16 protein-coding genes and 1 pseudogene are annotated in these 21,696 nt (G+C 60.3%); 10 read left to right on the forward strand and 7 right to left on the reverse strand.

Features of this window, described 5'->3' with window-relative positions; translation table 11 throughout:
- Positions 1-2 precede the first annotated feature (2 nt).
- The 3 genes from KI241_RS16010 to KI241_RS16020 all read left to right on the forward strand — a co-directional run bounded on the left by KI241_RS16010 (position 3) and on the right by KI241_RS16020 (position 1,642).
- Positions 3-716 carry an ABC transporter ATP-binding protein gene (locus KI241_RS16010; RefSeq protein ID WP_212802716.1) on the forward strand — a complete coding sequence of 238 codons (714 nt, stop codon included), beginning with the start codon at positions 3-5 and terminating at the stop codon, positions 714-716.
- 120 nt (positions 717-836) lie between these two features.
- Positions 837-998 (forward strand): hypothetical protein, encoded by a 162-nt coding sequence (locus KI241_RS16015; protein ID WP_185057662.1) that lies wholly within the window; start codon positions 837-839, stop codon positions 996-998.
- Between the two features lie 53 nt (positions 999-1,051).
- Positions 1,052-1,642: an XRE family transcriptional regulator gene (locus tag KI241_RS16020; RefSeq protein WP_161796092.1), complete on the forward strand. Its 591-nt coding sequence runs from the start codon at positions 1,052-1,054 to the stop codon at positions 1,640-1,642.
- Between the two features lie 60 nt (positions 1,643-1,702).
- Here the strand turns inward: KI241_RS16020 and KI241_RS27830 are convergent, their stop codons facing one another.
- The 5 genes from KI241_RS27830 to KI241_RS16045 form a co-directional block, all read right to left on the reverse strand.
- On the reverse strand, positions 1,703-2,203 hold the full coding sequence (locus KI241_RS27830) for a hypothetical protein (RefSeq protein ID WP_042728427.1): 501 nt from the start codon (positions 2,201-2,203) through the stop codon (positions 1,703-1,705).
- Between the two features lie 303 nt (positions 2,204-2,506).
- The gene (locus KI241_RS16030; RefSeq protein WP_212802718.1) at positions 2,507-4,882 is read right to left on the reverse strand and encodes a hypothetical protein; all 2,376 of its coding nucleotides are present in this window, start codon (positions 4,880-4,882) and stop codon (positions 2,507-2,509) included.
- Between the two features lie 51 nt (positions 4,883-4,933).
- Positions 4,934-5,683, reverse strand: a complete 750-nt coding sequence (locus KI241_RS16035; RefSeq protein ID WP_123578882.1) for an ABC transporter permease — start codon at positions 5,681-5,683, stop codon at positions 4,934-4,936.
- Positions 5,684-5,690: 7 nt separating this feature from the next.
- Entirely contained in the window at positions 5,691-6,692 is a 1,002-nt protein-coding gene (locus tag KI241_RS16040; RefSeq protein ID WP_042731462.1) for an ABC transporter substrate-binding protein, read from the reverse strand.
- Positions 6,689-7,528 carry an ABC transporter ATP-binding protein gene (locus tag KI241_RS16045; protein ID WP_042731463.1) on the reverse strand — a complete coding sequence of 280 codons (840 nt, stop codon included), beginning with the start codon at positions 7,526-7,528 and terminating at the stop codon, positions 6,689-6,691. The genes KI241_RS16040 and KI241_RS16045 overlap by 4 nt, the downstream gene beginning before the upstream one ends.
- A 132-nt stretch (positions 7,529-7,660) precedes the next feature.
- Between KI241_RS16045 and KI241_RS16050 the strand changes: the two genes are divergently transcribed.
- Complete coding sequence (locus KI241_RS16050) at positions 7,661-8,404, forward strand: GntR family transcriptional regulator (protein WP_042731464.1); 744 nt, start codon at positions 7,661-7,663, stop codon at positions 8,402-8,404.
- A gap of 95 nt (positions 8,405-8,499) precedes the next feature.
- On the opposite strand, the gene KI241_RS16055 is transcribed toward KI241_RS16050, so the two are convergent.
- Positions 8,500-9,318, reverse strand: coding sequence for a helix-turn-helix domain-containing protein (locus KI241_RS16055; protein WP_042731465.1), 819 nt, complete (start codon positions 9,316-9,318; stop codon positions 8,500-8,502).
- Positions 9,319-9,323: 5 nt separating this feature from the next.
- A complete protein-coding gene (locus KI241_RS16060; protein ID WP_080922128.1) occupies positions 9,324-9,863 on the reverse strand; it encodes a kinase inhibitor in 540 nt (179 codons plus the stop codon).
- Between the two features lie 410 nt (positions 9,864-10,273).
- On the opposite strand from KI241_RS16060, the gene KI241_RS16065 reads away from it, so the two are divergent.
- From KI241_RS16065 to KI241_RS16090, 6 genes and pseudogenes are all read left to right on the forward strand, one after another.
- Complete coding sequence (locus tag KI241_RS16065; RefSeq protein WP_042731466.1) at positions 10,274-10,678, forward strand: hypothetical protein; 405 nt, start codon at positions 10,274-10,276, stop codon at positions 10,676-10,678.
- Between the two features lie 249 nt (positions 10,679-10,927).
- The gene (locus KI241_RS16070) at positions 10,928-11,320 is read left to right on the forward strand and encodes an ester cyclase (protein ID WP_042731470.1); all 393 of its coding nucleotides are present in this window, start codon (positions 10,928-10,930) and stop codon (positions 11,318-11,320) included.
- Positions 11,321-11,489: 169 nt separating this feature from the next.
- Positions 11,490-13,321, forward strand: a pseudogene (locus KI241_RS16075) (AAA family ATPase).
- A 2-nt stretch (positions 13,322-13,323) separates the two neighbouring features.
- Entirely contained in the window at positions 13,324-13,968 is a 645-nt protein-coding gene (locus KI241_RS16080; RefSeq protein WP_042731468.1) for a 4Fe-4S single cluster domain-containing protein, read from the forward strand.
- Between the two features lie 11 nt (positions 13,969-13,979).
- On the forward strand, positions 13,980-20,288 hold the full coding sequence (locus KI241_RS16085) for an AAA domain-containing protein (protein ID WP_212802719.1): 6,309 nt from the start codon (positions 13,980-13,982) through the stop codon (positions 20,286-20,288).
- A complete protein-coding gene (locus tag KI241_RS16090; RefSeq protein ID WP_212802720.1) occupies positions 20,285-21,643 on the forward strand; it encodes a hypothetical protein in 1,359 nt (452 codons plus the stop codon). Before KI241_RS16085 ends, KI241_RS16090 begins: the two co-directional genes overlap by 4 nt.
- The last annotated feature ends 53 nt before the right edge of the window (positions 21,644-21,696 follow it).

The raw sequence follows: 21,696 nt of genomic DNA on the forward strand, positions 1-21,696 counted from the left end.
CCATGACCCAAGCCCTGCTGGATATCCATGTCGAGCGCAAGACCTTCGCCACCACCACGGTGCTCAGTAACATCCACCTTCAACTGCAACCTCGGGAAACCGTGAGCCTGCTGGGTCCCAGTGGCTGCGGCAAAAGCACCTTGCTGCGCATCGTCGCCGGCCTGGAAAAAGACTTCGAAGGACATCTGCTCAGCGACACCGAACAACTGGCCTTCGTGTTCCAGGAGGCGCGATTGATGCCCTGGCTGACGGTGCAGCAGAACATCGGCTTCAGCGATGACAACGATTACGACGAAGCCTGGGTTGCGCAGTTGATCGACGAGGTCGGCCTCACAGGCTTCGCCGACGCCTTGCCCAAGGCATTGTCCGGCGGCATGGCACAACGTGTGGCGATTGCCCGCGGCCTGTATTCGCGACCACGGGTGCTGTTGCTGGACGAACCCTTCAGCGCCGTGGACGCCTTCACCCGGATGAAATTGCAGGACCTGCTACTACAACTGGCCGAGCGACACGCCATCGCTTTGTTGCTGGTGACGCACGATGTGGGCGAGGCGCTGTACCTGAGCGACCGGGTACTGATGATGGACACTCGCCCCAGCAGCATTCGCCAAGAGCTGACGGTGCAACTGGAGCACCCGCGGGACCGGCGCGACCCGTTGTTGGCGCGGCTCAAGGCATTGGCCCTCGGCGAATTGCGCAACGCCCATGTCATCTGATCAGCCGCCCCAGAAAACAACCAAAAGGAATTAATAAATAAAAAATCAATATTTATGGTTATAAAAATAACCACGTAATCTCAACTCATTCCGCCACCGTCCACGACAGTGAAGTGCCTTATGAAACCGACTGACAACGTTATCGACTTCGTCCAATTCCGCAAACGCAAGCAGGCCCAACAACGGGCCCACGCCATGTGGGAAATGTACGCGCGTAATGCCGGCTACCCGACGTTCCAGTGGCTTCAAGCCTCTCAGCCCACCCGGACGTACCAGGCGTGAGCGCCCTGGAACCTTCGCGTTTTCTGGCGAGTTCCGACGACCCTGAAGTGGAACTGAATAACCTGCAAGCGCTGGACGAGGACCCTATCTGCGAACGGGTTGCGCAGAACCTGCAACGCCTGCGGGGCAAGCGACACCTCTCCCTCGACGCCCTCGCCCGCCAGTGCGGTGTCAGCCGGGCCATGCTCGCGCAGATCGAATCCGGGCGCAGCGTGCCCTCGATCAAAGTGCTGTGCAAAATCGCCAAGGGTTTGAAAGTTTCCGTGGCTGCATTTCTTGAGCACCGGGCTTTCGAGGGCGTGACGGTGCTGGCGGCCAGCCAGAGCAAACGTTTGGTCAGCGCCAATGGCGCCTTTGTCAGCCGCACGCTGTTCCCTTTCGACGTCGCACGTCAGTCGGAATTCTACGAGCTGCGCCTGAGCCCGTTGGGCGAGGAACAATCCGATGGACACGGCCCCGGCGTCCAGGAAAACCTGGTGGTATCCCAAGGCGTGCTGGAAATCAGCGTCAGCGACGAACGCTACCTGCTCTCCACGGGCGACTCGATTCTGTTTTATGCCGACCAGGCGCACCGTTATCGCAACCCGGCCGACAGCGAAGCGGTGGCGTACCTGGTAGTGACCTATCCGGAACGCCTGGACTGAAAAGCAGGTGAACCTGCGGCGAGAGAGCTTGCTCCCTCGCCACAGGGGTCCTGGTAAGACTCAGCAGGTGCAGCACATCATCGGCATGCCATTGCAGCTCATCATCATCGGCATGCCGCAGTCGTTCATCATCTTCATCATCAGGTTGCAGCAGTTTTTCATCAGGTCCATGTTCATGCCGGCCATCGGCATGACTTTGCACATCATGCAGTCAGCCATGACCGTGCATTCCATCACGCATTTCATCGATGGCATCGGCATGCCCATCATCGGCATAGGCATCATCATGTTCGCCATCGGCATGGCCATGCTCGCCTGGGACATGCACATCATGCTCATGTTGCCGCAGTGCATCATCATCGGCATGCCGCAGTTCATCATCATCTGCATCATTTCGGCGCTGTTCTTGAACATCGCCATGTCCATGCCGGCTGCCGGCATCATTTTGCACATCATGCCGTCATCCATTATCTCGCAGGTCATGGTAGCCATCATCATCGGCATTCCCATCATCGGCATGTTGGCGTTCATCGGCATTTGCATCTGCATGGCGTTCATCATGGTGTGTTCCTTCAAGGATCGAGAGTGGACAAGACTGATGGCGCGGATTCTAAGCCTTGAGTCGAGCCCAACAAGATGGCGATCCAACAGCGCGAATGCATGCTCGAGCAGCCTGGCGAAGCCAGGAACGCCAGATCATCCGTCATTGCACATATTTCGCTTTCATTGCAGAAACCTTGTCAGTGATCGAATCGATTGAGCGGTTATGGATATGCAATCAATGCCTATGTAAATAACCGTAAGAAATAATCGTTCTAGACAAGGTCTCGAATGACGCAAGAGCGATCTGCTCCGGGAGCAACCTCAGGCAGGCAAGGTCAAAAACAGCGCCGATGTCCAGACCCGTGACTGATCCCGTTGCCGGGCGCAAATGAACAGAGAGTGTTCACGACCTCGCTCCAGATTCAACCCGGCAAGGTCGATCGCCCCTTGCAACTCGCGAGGCAGCGGCGCAGCCGTGACCCTCTCCAGGGACACCTTCAGTTCCGCACCCGGCAGCTCTTCAACCACCTCCGATAGCGCCAGCAATTGCTCGCCGGGCACTTCCATCCGCACCGTAGGCGCATGCACGTAGGACTGCGGTTCCGATGGATCGCCGACCTTGATGTAGTTGTCGATGCGACTGTGGATCTGCAGCGTGGCGCCAGCCAGTTGCGACAGCTCGATTTCGATGCTGTCGGTATCGCCATTGGTGTCGGTACGGAAGGCCAGGACCGTAGCATCCTGGCGCCAGACTGTTTGCTCGGGGTGATCGAGGCCCAACGCTTGAAAGCCCTTGATGACGGCGCCGGTGATGCGAATCTCGCCGGTCCAGTAGGCCCCGCGATAACGGTCCTTGATCCGTGCACCGCCCAGGCGAAGACGGATGCGTTGCGTGGAAAACCCCAGCTCCTGATGCAGGTTGCGCGACCAGATCAGCTGGTCGCCGTCGAACAGGTCGACCTGTTCCCAGCCGGCCTCTCCCAGCAGTCGATAGTCCAGCGCGGCGGTCGAATCGGCGGTGAAGACCTCGCCCATGAAATGTTCGCCCTGGCGCAGACTGGCGAACGAGCGCTCGCCGGTCGTGGCAAAGGTGCGTCGTGCGCGAAGCGCCTTGCCGACACTGGCCCGGTCAAAGCCGTCGGCCAACACACCGGTCAACCCGCCACGGGAGCCAAACACCGCCGTGGCCGGGACACCACCGCCGCAACGCCCCTGGTGTTCGTCGCTATTGGCCGCGGCTCCCACCCGATAACCACGGGCCAGCGCCTCGGCGTAGACCCAATGGAACTGCCCCCAGGCCGAACCGACTTCGATCAGTCGCTCAAGCTGCGGGTGGTGCCAGTCAAGATTGCAACGGCGTCCGCCCACGTGGGGCATCATCAGATGGCCTTCGGGATCCTTGGCATAAGCGGCATACAACTCATCCACCGGCCAGGCGCCCGGCTTGATGGTACCGGCGGTGAACTCGTTCCATTCGAAGGAGCGCACCAGGCGCCCTTGATTATCGAAGGGAAACTCGGGCTTGCGGTCATGCAGGAACACCACATTGCGATCCCCGCCCGCACAGGAGTTACCGCACCATTCGGTCCCGGGGTAGCAGACGAACCGGCCCGGCTCGTTGAGTTCATGGATCAGCTTGACCGCCTGGTCCCAGCGTTGCTCGGTGATATTGAAATCGTTGGCGGTGTAGCCCAGCACATCGAGCCCGGCAACGTCGCGGCCGTAGCTGAGGTTGTACAAGGTGTCGTTGGTGCCCACGGTGTCATCGGAATGCACATGCAGGTCTGCGTAGAGAGGGCGCAATGCTGTTCCCGCTGGATCGACCGTGACAAACGCCTGGGCCCCACGCACGGACCGCGCCTTCACCTCGGCCCGCAAGCGCCACTCGCCCGACGTGCCGAGGTCAACGGCCGCAATCCGGGCAATGGCCCAGCCATCAGTCGCCAGGGTGAACGGCCGCTGGCGCTCCACGCCTTCAGGATCAACCAACGTCAGGGTGCCGTTGAGCGGCAACTGGCGGCAGGTGTTGCCCCAGGCATCATCGGCCCTGAGCAGCACATCGAACGCCTCTCCCGCGCTGACCAGCCGTGGCACGATCAACTGCAGGCCGTGGGCAGGCCCCGGCACGATGTCGAGCAACGGATCACCCGGCACCTCGGCAAATTTCGAGCTGCCCAACGGGTCGATGAACAGCCGGAAGCGGAAGTCTTTTTCCACGAAACTCTGCACCCGCGTGCCCGCCCCGCCCTGACGGCGATCACCCAGGCGAATGATGACCTTGTCGCCTGGATTCAGATAGCCGTCGACGATATCGATGATGATCGCCTTCTGGAACGGCCGCTCATGGCCCTTCTGGTCGAAGCGCACCTTGAGGTGCTGCACGGTGGCCTGGCTCTGGCCCGGAACGAGCTCGCCGGCCTGGTACTCCGCGCTGACATAGTTGGGGCCGGCCGGGTTCGAGGTCTGGAACAGGGCCCAATCGGAGTAGAACTTGAAGGCCAGCTTGAGCCAGGCGCCGTCGGCCAGGCCGCTGCCGCCGACCTCGTAGACCAGGGTAATTTCATCCCATTGACCGGCGACCAGCGTGTCACGGTCGCTGTGAATACTGCCCAGGAACGGCCGTTGCTTGTTGCGCTCGTACAGGCCCAGGGGGGCGATGTAATGCCCGGCGTCGCGGGGATCGAAAACGTTACTCACATGACACCTCGTGCAATGGTCCATTGAAGGTTTGAAGGGGGGCCAAGGTGCTTATTGCACTCGCCATTTCTGGTAATGACGCTCGATGCGCCGGAACACAAAACTCTCCATCAGCCAGGCAATCAGGCCGATCACGACGATGCCCAGCAGCACCTGGCTGCTGTTGCCAATCTGCCCACCGGTGGACACCATCCAGCCGATACCCTGGGAGGCGCCGATCATTTCCGCCGCGACCAACGCCCGCCAGCCCTGGCTGAAGCCGATGCGCAACGCGGCGGTCACGAAGGGCAACGAAGCCGGCAGGTAGACGTGGGCCAGCAGTTGCCAGGCGTTGGCGCCCAGGGTGCGCGCCGCGCGGACTTCTCCGCCACGGATGCTTTGCACGCCTTCCTGGATGGTCACCGCCATGGGAAACATCGCCGCGATGAAGATCACCAGGACGATGGAGACATAACCCAGGCCGAAAATGATCATGATCAGCGGCGCCCAGGCGATCGGCGGGATGGCCATGAACAGGCTGTTGAGCGGCGAGCTGAAATCGCGAAAACGCGACGACAGTCCACCCGCCGTACCCAGCACGACAGCGAAGACGACCGCCGCGCAGAAACCACCCAGCTCTTCCAGGACACTGGCCCGCAGGTGTTGCCACAGCGAGCTGTCGCCTAGCCAGCGAACAGCCTCGCGGGCCACATCCCAGGGCTGCGGCAGGATGTAGGTGGGAAAGCGGCTGGCCAAGGCCACCCAGATCAACAACAGGAACGGCAGCGAAGCCCATCCCCAGTTCGGTTTTGGTAGGGACATGACGGACTCAGTGCGAGGCTTTTTCCAAGTAAGCGGTATCCACGATCTGTTCGGTCTTGAGCGTGGTATCGATAAAACCCAGGTCGTGGGAGTAATCCATCAGGCGCTGGATGAACTGGATATCCGAGGCCTGCAAATCCGCCGACCAGCCCAGCCGCGTACGTGCCTGGGCAACAATGGCCTCTGGGGCAATGGTCTTGCCATCCAGGCCTTGCACCGCTTCTAGCTTGAATGCCTCGGCGATGAGCCGGTTCGATTCGGCCGGATGCTCGTTGAGAAAGGCGATGGCCTTGCGATGGGCGCGCAGCAGCTTGACCACGTCATCGGGTCGCTCCTGCAAGGTTTTCGGCAAGGCGATCACCACGTACCAGGGATACTGTGGCAGCGCCTGGTTGACATCCAGCAGGATCCGGCTCGAGCCGCGCAGCACTGACTGGCTGACAAAAGGCTCCCAGGAAAACGCCGCGTCGACGATGCCGCGTTCCAGGGCAGCGTTCATATTGCCGGGCGGCATGTCGATGATGTCCAGGTCCTTGTCAGGATTGAGGCCGGCTTTTTCCTTGAGCACGTAACCACGCAGCAGCACATCCATGCCACTGCCCTTCTTGACCCCCGCCAGCTTCTTGCCCTTGAGCGCGTCCAGGCCGGTGATCAGGCTCTTGCTATCGACAATCACGGCGGCCTGCCCGTAGTTGACCTTTGCCAGGATCCGGCTTTGCAAGCCTCGGGAAAACCACTGGTACACCGGCGGCGTCCCGACGTAGGCCACATCCAGCTCCCCGGAAGCCAAGGCCTGCTGGATCACTGGGCCATCGCCCAACGCCTTGAGGTCGACGTCCAGGCCTTCCTCGCGGTAGAACCCCTGCTTGTCGGCGATCAACGCCGGCGCGTTGGCCATGGCAAAGACGTAGCCGATACGCAAGGGTTTATCCTCGCCAGCCACGGCAAAAGCACTGCCTGCCAGCGTGGCAACAGACAAGGAAAAGGCAAGCAGCGAACGTTTGGTCATGCTGTCATCTCAAGTCGGGGGGTGGGAAAAGCCGTACCCGGGGGCGCGTCCATGACCTGGGAAATGCGTTCCATCAGCTCATTGCGGTAATCGAGGAAGGCCGGCAAGCGGCGGGTTTGCAGGTTGGAACGGGGACGCGGCAGGCGAATCTCCAGTTCGCTGTGAATACCGCCAGGGGCGATGTTCAACACGATGACCCGGTCTGCCAGGAACACCGCTTCGTCGATATCGTGGGTAATGAACAACACCGTCTGGCCGAGCTCGGCCCAGATACGCAATGTCTCTTCGTTCATGCTGTTACGACTGATGGCGTCCAGCGCGGCGAAGGGTTCGTCCATCAGCAGCACGCTGGGTTCGAGCGCCAGGGTCCTGGCCAGGGAGACGCGCTGTTGCATACCGCCGGACAGCTGATGCGGCAGCTGATGCGCCGCTTTTTCCAGACCGACCAGGCGCAGGTATTGCAGCGCCTTTTGGCGCTGCTGCGCTTCGCTGGTCCGGGCACTCATCCGCAAGCCAAAACGGGCATTTTCCAGGGCACTCAACCAGGGAAACAATTGCGGCGCCTGGAACACATACCCCAACTCCGAACGCTCTGGCCGCACCGCGGTCTGGTTGATGGTGATATGCCCGCTTTGCGGTTGCACGAACCCCGACAACAAGTTCAGCAACGTGGTTTTCCCGCAGCCGGATGGCCCGAGGATCGCGACGAATTCACCGGGTCTGGCATTCAGGCTGAACGAGGAAAACACCCGATGCCCATTGGGGTAACTGAAGCTGATATCAGCGACGGTCAGGGCATCGGCTTGCAGCTGTCGGCGCGGTAAGGTTCTGAGCATGGCAAGTATCGTCGGGTCGTTTACAATGGCAATGCTCGACATAATACGTATTAATACAAGTACGCCCAATAACCTATTTTTATAACCTTAGAAGTGACGGCCCTGCCCCACTCAAGACCATGGAAGCTGACAGTGTCTACGTCCATTCTTCGCGACAGCACCACCTCGCTCTACGAACAGATCGCCCACCGGTTGCTGGAGGAAATTCAACGCGGCGACTATGAACCCAGCGGCAAGTTGCCGTCCGAGGCGCAGTTGGGCGAGCGGTTCGGGGTGAGCCGCGTCACGGTTCGCCTGGCGGTCGGCAAGCTCAGTGATGACGGCGTGGTGGAGCGCAAACAAGGCAAAGGCACGTTCGTCGCGGCCAAGCAGGTGCGCCACGGCCTGGATGCGTTGCGCAGCTTCCATGAGGCGTTGTTGTTGCAAGGACTTCAGCCGACCATGCAGGTGATCAGTCATGCCTTGCAGGCCCTTCCAGAGGCATTGCGGGGATTGTTTGAAAACACCGGGAATTGTCTGCTACTGGAACGGCTGCACTCTGTCGATGGCGAACCCATCGCCCTGGGCCGCAGCCATTTACCCGCCGAGCTGGCCGAGGTGGCCTGGGCGGAAGTCGAACATCAACCGATTTATTCCATTCTCGAATCCATCACCGGCCTGCCGGTCATTCGCGCCGACCTGGCAATCCGTGCGCAAGAGGCCGACAAAAAGCTGGCCGACGCGCTGCAGATCAAACGCGGCGCAGCGCTGCTGGTCATGGAGCGCACGTCCTATTTCGCCGACGGCCGCTGCTGCGACCGCACGACGTTTTACATCCGACCGGAACGCTATGCCTTTGTCCTTAGTGGTGTTTTCAAATCCAGTTCGGGTAGTTGATGATCCAGGCCTGATCAATACCGGCTGTGCAATTGCATCGGCCTCTGGCGGGTGCCTGCAAAGGAATGCCCAAATCGTAGCGCAACGTTTCAGGCTTAAATCGCTGCCCGCAATTCACGTGGCGACAGCCCATAGTGTGAGCGAAAGCGCACCGCAAAACGTGAGGCCGAGGCGTAACCACTGGCCGCGGCAATTTCCCCGATAGGGCGAGAAGTTGTTTGCAACCCTTGCAACGCCGTGGCCAGTCGAACGCCCTCCAGAATGTTCCGGAAACTGTCCCCCTCATTCGCCAGCTGGCGACGCAACGTCGACTCACCCAGATTCAGGCGTTGTGCAATGGTCGCAACCGTCCAGTCTTTCTCCGGGCTGCCCATTACGATCTGCTGCACACGTTCACGAACGGGATCGTTGCGCCCCATCAGCAGAGGTCCGATCTGGCCACCAAGGCACAGACTCAGAAGAACCGCTTCCCCGTAGAGCGCGCGTAATGCGTCCGGGGAGTTCGCATGGATAGAGGCCAACAATTGATCCCATGCCTGTGTGGTGTGCCTGTCCAGAGGGACGCATAGATCGGTCTTCAGTACACCCTGACGGCTCATGATCTGCTGGCTATATCGGGCGCTGAAGTTACGCAATGCCGAGATGGGAAAGGTCACCGCATCGGCGATGTAGTGACCGTGAAGTCCGGGGAAGTTCGAGATACCCAGCTCGCGTCCGGCCGGCATCAGGATCAGATGTTGCGGCCCGGCACGCATCTCCCGATCATCCCATTGCAACAGCTTTTCCCCTTGCCGCACTCGACACAAGGTGGTCACGAACACCGGCACCCTTGGCAAGGTCAATGGCTGTCGCGCCCGTATGACACACGCATCGATAATGTTTTCCCGGTGCTGTATGCCGTCACAAGGGCGCATCGTTCTTAACGTCCGTAAGTTGAAGTAATGGTCGCTTTGGCAAGGGCGTTGGCATTGAGCATGTACCCTACCAAGGCACCGCTGGCCTCACTGTCGAGTGGTAGCTTATCTACTTTCAACGCCCATACGGTGAATTGATATCGATGGGGTTTATCCCCTACAGGTGGGCAAGCCCCGCCAAATCCCGGCTGGCCAAAATCGGTTCGCCCTTGTACTGCACCGGCAGGCAGGTTCGCTCCCACTCCTCTCGGCAAGCTATTGGTGGAAGTCGGCAGGTTAACCACCGTCCAATGCCACCAACCGCTACCGGTCGGTGCATCGGGATCATAGACCGTGATCGCATAGCTTTTAGTACCTGCGGGAGCGTTTGCCCAGGAAAGCTCGGGAGAAGTGTTGCCACCTTCGCAACCGAAGCCTTGGAACACTTCGCGCTTGGTCAGCGGACGTTTGTCAGCAATATCCTGGCTGGTCAGTGAGAAGTCGGCGGCATATCCACTGAATGCTACAGCCATGGTAAGTGCAGGCAGGACTGATCTGATGTTCATCGCGGCTCCATCTGAGTCTTAGAGTGAAGCTCGAGTCTAGGTTGAACAAAGCGTGGCTACTGTGCCGAAATGCTCGATAAGCGTGCCGAAATGCTCTTTTTTGTTTGGGAAGCGATCCCCTGGCTTCCGTGGGCGATTTCGCCTCTAACCCACAGTTGTGCTCAACCTCAACACTACCCGTTTCGCGCCGCGCAAACGCCAGTCGCCCTCGCCGCAGTGAGTTCCGCCCAGATACCACGGCCATCGGTCGAAACGGCGTGTGTAAGTGGTACTACTCCCCTCCGCGCTTTTGGTAGCAGGCGCTTTTGGACAATTGACGCTTCTGGTCAGCCCTCGCAACACTTCACGCCGCTCACAATAATAATTACTGCCGGGCGCCTAGGCGTGCGGATGAGACAAGGAGTTCTTAAATGCTTGGTTACTATGCGCAATACAGCAAGGAATACATCACAACCCTGATGGTGGTGACCACCCTCTTCTTTGCCTTGCCCATCTTTTTCGCCCCGCTCCAATGGGCCCGGCTTATGCGCTGGACCGTCCCCGAACACGAACATCTGGCTATCTATTTCGGCCGTTGCCTCGGTGCATTCATCCTTGTCGTTGAAGTAGCGATGTTGCGTTCAGCCACCACCGGCACCAGTTTCAGTTATGCCTTCGATATTCTTTTCGTGGTCTTCACGCTGATGTTCTTCGTGCATGTCTACGGCGCAATCAAACAGATCCAGCCTATTACCGAAACGCTCGAAATCGGTTTCTGGATGATCCTCTTCGTACTCAATATTCTGTTCTACCCAGCCGCCAGTATCACGCTGTAAAACCTTCACTGGCCCGCGACCGGAAGTTCGCCGGCCGCCGTTCAACCCTATTGAAAGTCAGCATTGCCTGGCGCCATCGCGTCGGCGTCCCCGTGTCCGCCGGACGCTCCGCCATGGTCGTTCAGCAACGCGATGACCACTGTCACCTACACCGCTGACTTTCTACTCTGCTCACTGCCTTGATGAGACATCACAATCGGACCTAGGATCGCAAAGGCAAGAACAGACATGAAGAGGAGAATCAGCCCCATGAGCCCGAACCTTGCCGATCTTTATAGCGACTACATCGCCTGCCTGAATGCACAGGACTGGGAAAACCTGGGCCATTTTGTGCACCCGGATGTGGTTCACAACGCAAAACCATTAGGGTTGCACGGCTATCGAAGCATGCTGGAAGCAGATTATCGGGCTATCCCCGACTTGCGCTTTGCGATTGCATTCCTGGTGATCGACCCACCTAAGTTGGCAGCTCGCCTGGCCTTCAATTGCGCACCGGTTGGGGAATTCCTGGGCCTGGCGGTGAATGGGACACGCATCTCGTTCGCCGAAAACGTCTTCTACGCGTTCGAGGACGGCAGGATCCGCGAGGTCTGGTCGGTCATCGATAAGGGAGCGATCGAAGCTCAGCTCCGATCAGCGTAGCGGATGCCTCAAGGCTGCAGATTATCCGCGGCCTACGTGCCGCAGGATAAAAGAAACGAGCGCCCCCTAAGAAGCGCTCTCTCAACACAACTTTCCGTAGCAGCGCACTGGCAAATGGGCGCATTGAGCAATACCCTGCCCATACCGACCCAACGTTACGAGCTGAAACATGTCAGGGATTGCGATATTTGAAAGCCCACGTTGGCTGCGAGATCTTCTGCGCTTCTTGCCTCTGAAGAGCCAATTCGTCCTGTCAGGCAACATCCGGGACCTACAGGCCAGTGAGGTGGCGCCCGGTACGGTGACCGCCCAGAGCTTCAACCAAACCCTTTGTAATGCCCTGCTCGATGCTGGCTACGCCCAAGTCATTGCCTGGGATCCGGTATCCGGTTTCCGGGCTGTCGGCAAACCTGGTTCCGACCCAGAGGCCGGCCTGACGGTGCTTCAGGAACTTGGCCTGACCCCGGTGAACGGCGTCGCACCGGCAGGTATCGACCTGCTGGGCGCCACCCTGTCACGGCTGGTGAGTCGTGCTGGTGAACCGGTCGCATTGATCATCGATTTCGCCTCGCGCCTGGCGGTCCGCAACGACGCCCTCAGCGCGGCTGAACATCATCTCTTTACCCAGGCCCTGGTGCAATCCCATCAGGCTCGCAGCCGTCCAGCCACAGAACTGCGCAAACCTTTCTTCAATACCTTGCTGTGGCTGGTGGAAAAAGAAGGTGATCTACCCGACTGGCTGCTGGTCGACAACCCGCGCTTGCGCCACATTCCCGTATCCAAGCCCGATCAACTGGCCCGTCGCGCACTGGCACCGGCGCTGCTCAAGGGGCTCAGTGGCAGCCAGGGCGCCAGCGAAGAGATCATGCATCAAGCTGTGGATGCCTTCGTACAGAATACCGAAGGCTTGCTGCTGCTCGATCTCAGTGCCATTGCTCAACTGGCGCGCGTCGAGGGTGTACCCATGCCGCAGATTGCCGACGCAGTGCGCCGCTACAAGATCGGCGTCACCGAGGATCCGTGGCTGAAGATCGACCGTCAGCGCATCCGGCAGGCGGATGCCCTCGTCCACCAGCGGGTCAAAGGCCAGGAGCATGCAGTGACGCACATGCTCGATATCGTCAAACGGGCGATGACGGGCGTCGGCGCCAGTCGCAAGGGCAATCGTCCACGGGGGGTAGCCTTTCTCGCGGGGCCGACCGGCGTAGGCAAGACTGAACTCGCCAAAACCATCACCAGCCTGCTGTTCGGCGACGAAAGTGCATACATCCGCTTCGACATGTCCGAATTCAGCGCCGAGCATGCCGACCAACGCCTGATCGGCGCACCGCCCGGCTACGTCGGCTATGACGTCGGCGGTGAGCTGACCAATGCCATCCGCGAGAAGCCGTTCAGCGTGGTGTTATTCGATGAAATCGAAAAAGCCCATCCGCGGATCCTCGATAAATTCCTGCAGATTCTCGACGATGGCGTGCTGACTTCAGGCCGTGGTGACCGTGTGTACTTTTCGGAGGCGCTGATTGTGTTCACCTCCAACCTCGGGATCTATCGCCAGGGCGACAATGGCGAACGCGTCGCGAACGTCCTGCCGGGCGAAGCCTTCGAGCAGGTCCAGGACAAGGTGCATAGCGAGATCGACCGGTATTTCAAGCTGGTGCTCAACCGACCGGAAATCCTCAATCGAATCGGCGAGAACATCATTGTCTTCGACTTCATTCGTGAAGACGTTGCAGTGCAGATCTTTGAACAGATGGTCAACGCCACTTTTAGCGATCTGCAGGGACAGAACCTGTTTATCGAATTAGCCCCCAGGCACGCCAGGCACTGCACGGCCTCTGTCTGCAGGATCTGTCCAACGGTGGCCGAGGCATCCGCAACCAATTGGAGGCACGCCTGCTCAATCCCCTGTCGCGGGCGCTGTTTGATCAGGATGCTCAACCAGGCGAGCACTTCACCATCACCGAGTTGGACATCGCTGGGCTGAAGATGGAACGTCGCTGAACATGGACCTCAGTCTGTCGCGCGTACACTTTCCGGTCACCACCCTCGGCCCGGGACGGCGCCTTGGTATCTGGTTCCAGGGCTGCAGCATCCGCTGTCCTGGCTGCATCTCTGCCGATACATGGGGGCCAGGACACCGGCGCTTGTCGCTGGAGCAACTGCTAGAACAGATCACCCCCTGGCTGCACGAGGCAGACGGGATCACGATTTCCGGCGGAGAGCCGTTCGACCAGTTCGACGCCCTGCGGTCGCTGCTCGAAAGCCTGCGTCAACGCAGCGATCTCGACATCCTGGTCTATAGCGGCTACTCCCTGGAGCAACTCGATGAGCCGTTGTTTCAAGCCAATGGCCTGATAGACGCCTTGATCAGCGACCCCTATATCGAAGCACTCAGCCAGACCATGGCCTTGCGCGGCAGTGATAATCAACGCCTGAGCCTGCTTACGCCCCTGGGGCAGGCACGCCTGGGCCGTTACGAACGCCTGCTGGAACCCGCCGACAAGGCGCTTGACCTGATGTTTGACGAAAGCGGCAGCGTCTGGATGGCCGGCATCCCACGACGTGGCGACTTATTGCGCTTACGCGACCTGCTGCATGAACAAGGCCATCATTTACAGATCAGCGCACACGCGTCGCGACGCCGCTGAGTGGAGCCCCCATGATACGTTTCTGCCCCAACTGCAAAACCGAGCGCGCTCTCCAGGAAATATTCTGCGAAGGGCTCATTCAGGAACAACCTTGCGGCTGGGACCTCGCCGGCGAACCCATTCGTGCCGCCGGTTGGCGGCCGCAAGCCGTCTTCACTGAGGAAACCCTCCCGCAGGTAAGTCCGGTCCAGGAAACTGTCCCTGACCTGCTCTGCGAAAATGGTCACCCGATGGCCGATGGCGACCTGATGTGCCTTGAATGTGGCAGCTCACTTGCGCAAGCAACGCCCTCCGGCGCGCTGCCAGACAGCAGCGAACCGGAAGGCATCACCCAGACCCTGATCGACGGCTGGCGCCTGATCCGCCAGATCAGCAATACCGACGGTGTGCGTGAGCGATACCTCGCTGAGCACGATGAAACCGCGCAACGAGCAGTCCTGACGTTGTATCGACCCGGTGCCGAACCGGACCCGGCGATCTACGATGTAATTCGCCGACTGCCCCGCGAGCACGTGCCTGAAATCATCGCCACCGGCCGCTGGGATGACCGTGCCTACGAGGTCATTGAAGAACTCACCGGCGGAACCCTGGCAGAACTCGGCAGCGTGATCCGCGACAGCGACAGCGTGCACCATGTCGTCAAGGAACTGGGACAGGCGCTGCATGCTTTCAACGAAGCTGGCCTACGCCATCGGGACCTGCGCCCAACCAGCCTGCTGGTACGTTCCCGCGACCCCCTGGACCTGGTCATCAGCGGTTTCGGTTCGGCACGCCTGTCCGAGTTCGACCTGGACATCGTCTCGCCTCTGGAAACCAGTCGCTACATGGCGCCGGAAGCTATCGCAGGTGGCGTTGCGGCCGCCTCGGACTGGTGGAGCCTGGGCATGATTCTGCTCGAGCAACTGACCCAGGGCGCCTGCTTCGACGGCATAAATGCCAACGCTTTTCTTATTCACGTGCTGGCCAATGGCGTGCCGATCCCCGACGACCTCGACCCGCGTCTGAACCTGTTGCTGCGAGGGCTGCTGGCACGCGACCGTCATCAGCGCTGGCAATGGCAACAGGTCCAGGACTGGCTCAGCGGCATTGCGGTCGAGGCGCCGGCCTCTTTCGCCCAGCAAACGGACGAAGGTGAAGGCGCCACCCTACAGTTGGGAGAGCGTCGCTTCCACAAGCCCGGCGTATTCGCCCTGGCGGCGGCCCAGGCGGATAACTGGCAACAGGCCCTGGACCACTTGCTGCGCGGTGTGATCGTGACATGGGCCGAACAAATTGGTCTCGCCCCGTCCCTGGTCGCCGGCTTACGACAGGTCGTCCAGCACGAAGATATCGAGGACGACTTCCGTCTCATGCTGGCGTTGAGAATCCTCAACCCGGAAATCCCGTTGATCCATCGTGGCGACATCGTCACGCCAGGATGGCTGCTGGAGCATCCGTTGGAAGGCTATCGCTTGATCAGCGGGTCGGTCCCGGACCTGCTTGAGCAATTGCAGACCGACAACTGGCTATCGCGTCTCAAAAACCGCGCCGAAAACGTCCGTCAGCGTGCCCTGCACCAACACATCGAGTTGGTCGAAGAGCAACTGCGGATATTCCTGCTGTCGACCTCACGCGCCAAACTGGCCACGCAGTGGCAGGAACGCCAACGCCTGTTCCCCGACACCGACCATCCGGGGTTGGCCTCGCTGTCGGAACGCCGGGTGATCGCCGAAGAAGATCTGATCGTGCTGCTCAGCGCCGCGATCAGCCAGTTTCGTTCAGCGCCCTCGATCGTGGAGAGCGCCGCCGAGCTGGCCAGGAACGCCGATGTCGGCTGGTTCGACGCCGAAGCGGCAACCCAGCTGCTGTTGCACTCTCGACTTGAGCTGTACCGGAGTGTCGATGAGCGTATCCAGGGCTTTGCCCGTTGTGGCGTGCCAGTCGTGGACGAGTGGGCCGAGCAGTTCCGCCTGGAACGACGTATGCCGTTGGCCCAGACACTGGTGCTGCTGGCCATCCCGTCCAGTCAATGGCTGGAACCACAGAAACAGCAGTACGTTTCACAGATCCTCGATTTCTTCGAGAAGAAGGTTGTGACCGCCGTGATGCGCGGGCCGCTGGTACGCATGAGCATCGGCAAGACCACCGCACGGGTAGATCTCAACGAACTCAACAGCGAGCGCAGTCCGGCCGCGGCGCTGCTCGATCACCTGTTGCAACGTAATGCCCGGGCCGTGAATCTCGACCCGGAGAGTTTTCAGCTCAACGGCCAGCTGGAATCACGCCTGCATACCCTGTACCGGCAAAGCGCACTCTACAAACGCGACACCGGCATCGATGGCCTGTACCTGGGCTTCCCTTTCCTGCTCAACCGTGACCCTCGCGGCACCACGCGCACGCGAATCATCCCGCTGCTGTTGTGGCCAGTGAAGCTGCTGCTGGAGTTGGGTTCGCGTGGGCACGCCGCCTTGGCGTTCGACAGTGAACGTGAGGAAGTGCGGCTCAACCCCGCACTGGAAAGCGTACTCGGTGCCGAAACCTGCAAGCGCTGGCGCAAGACCGCCGATGAGCTGCTGGGTCGTTCTTCCATTCGCGCGGCGGATGTCATGGACGCCTTCGGAATGCTTGCCACCATTCGCTCGCGTGCCCTTGGCAATCTACCCGCCAGCAACGTGGAAATCGCGCCCTACCAGGATGAACTGGACTGCGCGGCCGTGCTGTTTCACGTGACCTTCATGGGGCAAGCCATCGGTGAAGACCTGCGCCAACTGAAGACGCTTTCGCCTGTCGGCACCGGGCTGGAAACCGCGTTGCGCCTCAAGGCCACCGACGAATCCCCACGCGAGGTGCCGCCAGGCGAGCTGCAACGCTACTTCACCGTGGCCAGTGATCCTTCACAGGAAGCGGCCGTGATCCAGGCCCGGCAGAGCCCGGGACTGCTGGTCGAAGGGCCGCCCGGAACCGGCAAGAGCCAGACTATCGTCAACATGGTCGCCGATGCTATCGGCCGCCAGCGCAGCTTGCTTATCGTCTGTCAGAAGCATGCGGCGCTGGAGGTGGTGTACAAACGCCTGGTCGCCGAAGGCCTCGGTCAACGCATTGTCATGCTCAATGACGTCAACCGCGACCGCGAGCCCGTCATCCGCAGCATTCGCGAACAATTGGAAAGCCTGTTCACGGACGGCAGCCAGGCGCAAGGTTGGCAACGCCAGCGCGAACAGGTCGCGGCCCGCATCGAAGCCCTGGAGGGCGAACTCGACCGCTTCCACCAGAGTCTGCATCGACTTGATGACAATACCGGCCTCAGCTATCGCAGGCTGCTTGGTGAATTGATCGAACTGGAGTCCGGCGCAGCGCCGCTCGAGTTTCCGGCCTTGCGCCAACGCCTGGCATCCCTGGACCTCGCCAGCCTGACCCGCCTGGAAGAAAGCTGCGCGCCGCTGGTACGCCTGTGGTTGCCCGCACGCTACGAAGGCAGCCCACTGGCCCAACTACAGTCATTTGCCGCCGACCGAGCGACCTTGCAGGCCTTCACCGAAAATCTGCACAGTTTCATTCAGGCCGAAAACAACCGTCAGGCTACGTTGCAGGCACACCCCGCCAGCTTCGAAATCGACGACCCCGCGCCATACCGCGACTGGATGACGACCCATGTCGCGACCCTCCTCGGTCTGAAGCAAGAGCAACGTCTGCGTCTTGCGCGCTGGCTGCCGCTATTCCGCAGCCGCGAAGAGGGCCAACTCCCACGGGGCGAGTCGATTCTCGCCGAACTGCAGCAACTGGATCAGCAACTCGGCCAACTGGATCAGGACCACTACGTCCCCGCCTTGTCTCCGGCACTCTGTCTGCTCGAAAACAAAGCCCTCAGGCATCTGGATCAGGACTGTACCAAGGTCATCGCCGCCCGGTCCTGGTTGGCGAACATCAACCCGCTGCATCTGCTGCGGCGCAAGCGACTGCGCAACTTTCTTCAAGAGCAAGGGGAAAGTCTTGTTGTTGAAGCGCTGCCCACGCTGCAGACAGCCATTCGCCTGGAAAGCCAGTGGCGACCTTTGCGCGCCGAGCTGAGTACCCTGCATCAGGCGTTAGAGCTGGAAACGGTGAACAGGCAAGCCTGCCTGGAATTGTCCAGCCTCGTGAAGAGCGACATTCGCCACCTGCTGGAAATCCAGGCACTGGCGCTGGCCCTGGCGCAATCGCCTCGTGCCCGACAGGCGGATGAAGCCGCCCTCGCCGGCGACAAACAGCACCTCGAGGCGCTGCTCAGCGATCTGGACGCGTCGCTGATACGCCATGGCGTTCGCCATTCCAGCCTCGAACAACTCAAGATACTCGGCGACTGGCTGGGTGATGAGCTGGTGCGACAACTGCAGCATGCCGTCGAACACAACCTGAGCAATCAACTGAGTCTTGATCGCCTGCATGAGGCGCTGCCCTTCCTGGCCGCCTACCAGACATTCCGCGGGCGCGCCGGTCAGTTGACGACAGCCGACCTCGAGTTGCTCGCCCTGCTGCGCCAACGCCAGGAACAGTTGGACAACATTGCACCCGAGCAACTGGAAGCCGAAGTGCGACGCCTGCTCAACCGCGAAGCCCGACTGGGTTGGAAACATCGCGTCGAGCAAGCCAATCCTGAACTGCTGTTCAGCCAGGACGAAGCCCGCGCCAAAGTCGCCAGCCTCGCGCAAGCCGACGCACAGATGCGACTGCTCAATCGTGAGCTGCTGGCCAAAGGCATCAACCTCGACCGCCTGGGCAATCGCAAGCAATGGGAGGATGTCACCCGCCTAACGGGCAAACGCTCGCGGCGTCTGCGCGAATTCATTGAACTGGGCAGTAATCTCGGCTTGATGAGCCTGCGTCCGGTATGGCTGATGAACCCGGACGTCGCCAGTCGTGTACTACCACTCAAGGCCAGCCTGTTCGATACGGTCATCTACGACGAAGCCTCGCAGATGCCGGTCGAGTTCGCCCTGCCGACCTTATTCCGCGGCCAAGTCACTGTTGTCAGTGGTGATGAGAAGCAAATGCCGCCGACGGCATTCTTTTCCAGTCGCATCGAAAGCGACGAAGCCGAAGTGTTCGACGGCGACGAGCCTGACGAGGACGCGGATGAGGAACAGCGCGAAGCGTTCGAAGACACCTGGAACCGACGTGAGATCAAGGACTGCCCTGACCTGCTGCAACTGGCGCGCAACGCCCTGCCCAGCACCACTTTGCAGATTCACTACCGTTCGGCCTACCGTGAACTGATCGGCTTTTCCAACGCCTCGTTCTATGGCAATCGCCTGAACGTTCCGGTCCGTCATCCACAGGCAAGCATCCAACGGATCAAACCGCTGGAACTGATCCAGGTCGGTGGGCTGTACCAGAACCAGAGCAATGCCCAAGAAGCCGAGCGGGTCGTCGAGTACCTCAACGAGTTGTGGCAAAAACCTTACGACCAGCGCCCCTCGGTGGGTGTCGTCACCTTCAACCGCAAGCAGGCCGACCTCATCGAGGAGCATCTGGAGCAGCGTGCCGAGCAGGATGAGCTGTTCCGCACAGCCTACGCCCAAGAACGCGAGCGCAGCGAAGACGGCGAGGACATGTCGGTGTTCGTCAAGAACGTGGAAAACGTGCAGGGCGATGAACGCGACATCATCGTCTTCTCCTCCACCTTCGGCCGCAACAGCCAAGGTACCTTCCGCCGTAGCTTCGGCGTGCTCGGGCAGACCGGTGGCGAACGGCGCCTGAACGTGGCGGTGACCCGTGCGCGACACAAGGTGGTGATGATCACATCGATGCCGATCGCCGATATCTCCGACATGCTCAACACGCACCGTGCCCCCGCCAGCCCGCGTGACTATCTGCAAGGCTATCTGGAATATGCCCGCGCCCTCTCCTCTGGCGAGTTCAGCAGCAGCGGCAAGTTGCTGGAGCGCCTGCAGACCGACCGCAGCAGCGTGCACCGCGAACAAGGTCAGCAACGTGATGGTTTTGTCAGGCTGGTCGGCGAATTCATTCAATCTCTGGGATGGCAAGCCGCTCCCGCCAGTGAAGGCGATGCTTTCGGCCTCGACTTCGCCATCGAGCATCCAGATACGGGTCTGTACGCCATTGGCATCGAGTGCGATGCGCCTTGCCACACTCTGCTCGAACGCGCCCGCGCCCGGGAGATCTGGCGCCCGTCCGTGCTGCATCGCGCCATCCCGCATATCCATCGCGTGTCATCGCAAGCCTGGTATCACAACGGCGACAGCGAGCGATCACGGCTGCGTGAAGCAATCGAACACGCCATGAAGGTCGAGCAGCCACTGCAACCCAATCCTGTTCCAGTTGATACGGAAATCTGCCCATGAGTGGTCCCAAGGTCGTTCGCATTGTCACTCGCGAAGAAATCATCGCCATCTGTGAAGGCCACCTGCAACGCCTGGAGCGCGCCGTGGAGCGTTGGCAGACACAAGCCACAAGGCTTGGCGAACTCAGTGAGCAGGAGCGCATCGCCGCCACGGCGCGACACGCTCGCCTGCGCGCTCTGCTGGCAGAAGATCGATTGGCCGAATTGCAGAAGGCCGTGCCCGTGGAGATTGAGCACCTGCGCCGAGATCTGGAGGACCGCGAAGAACGCGCGATCATTCGTGCCGCCGAGCGACGCCAACGCGACCGCCGCGTCCAGGAAAACGCCGCGACATTGCTTGACGCCTTGCACGCCAATCCCCAAAGCGCCGATCAAACCTTGCTGCAGTCCCTCTCACAATTGGCGAGCGGTGCCAATCGGGAAGATGCCGAACGTCTGCTGGCCGAAGGTTTCACCCACTTGACCAAGGCCACCGAGAAGCCGGTGCTGAGCGATACCCAACGCGCCCTGGCGCAGCAGCTCAAGGTTGCCGAACCCGAGCTTTCCCTGCGCGATTGGATAACGGCACGGGAACCGGAAGCCACGCGAGACATACGTCTGCTGCGCATCGACCGCCACATCGTGGAACTGCAACTGCTGCAAGGCGCAGAGCGTGCCGCACCGTTCCTTCTAGCACTGGAAAGAGCTGAAACGGAAGTCGACGCCAAACGGCGCAATCTGTTGCTCGACAGCTTGGTACTCGACCTCGGCACGTCCACTCGAAACTTCCAACGCCAGCGTGAGTGCCTCGAACAGCTGCAGGACCTGGCCAGCGAAATCGAAACCTGCATGGGCACCGAACACGCAACCTTACTGAGTCAGATTGGCGCCTGCACGACCGATAGCGAATTCTCGGTAATGGCTGGGCTGATCGAGCAGTGTAAAACGCATATCGCAACCCACTTGCAGACTCAAGCCGCCCTTGCCCGCCGCGAAGCCGTGCTCGGCGGCTTGGCCAGCCTCGGCTACGAGGTACGCGAAGGCATGGCAACCGCCTGGGCAGAAACCGGCAAGGTCGTGCTGCGCAAAGCCGCGACGCCCGGTTATGGCGTTGAAGTGGGTGGCAAAGCCGACAATGGCCGCCTGCAAGTTCGCGCGGTCGCTCTCAGCAGCGATCGCGACAAGACGCGGGATCGCGACGTTGCAACCATCTGGTGCGGCGAATTCCAGCGGTTACAAGCCTTATTGCAAGATAAGGGCTGCGAGTTGCTGATCGAGCGGGCACTTTCCGTGGGTGAAGTACCGCTTAAAGAAACGAGCGTTTCCGCACCAGGTGTAGAGGCAATCGCTGCTCAGCAAAAGACTCTTCATCAATGAACCGCTAACGACCCCGCCGCAAACCAAGCGATCATTCCCTGGTCCGTCATTGA

The sequence above is a fragment of the Pseudomonas sp. Cab53 genome (assembly GCF_018325965.1).
Taxonomy (GTDB): Bacteria; Pseudomonadota; Gammaproteobacteria; order Pseudomonadales; family Pseudomonadaceae; genus Aquipseudomonas; species Aquipseudomonas chlororaphis_E.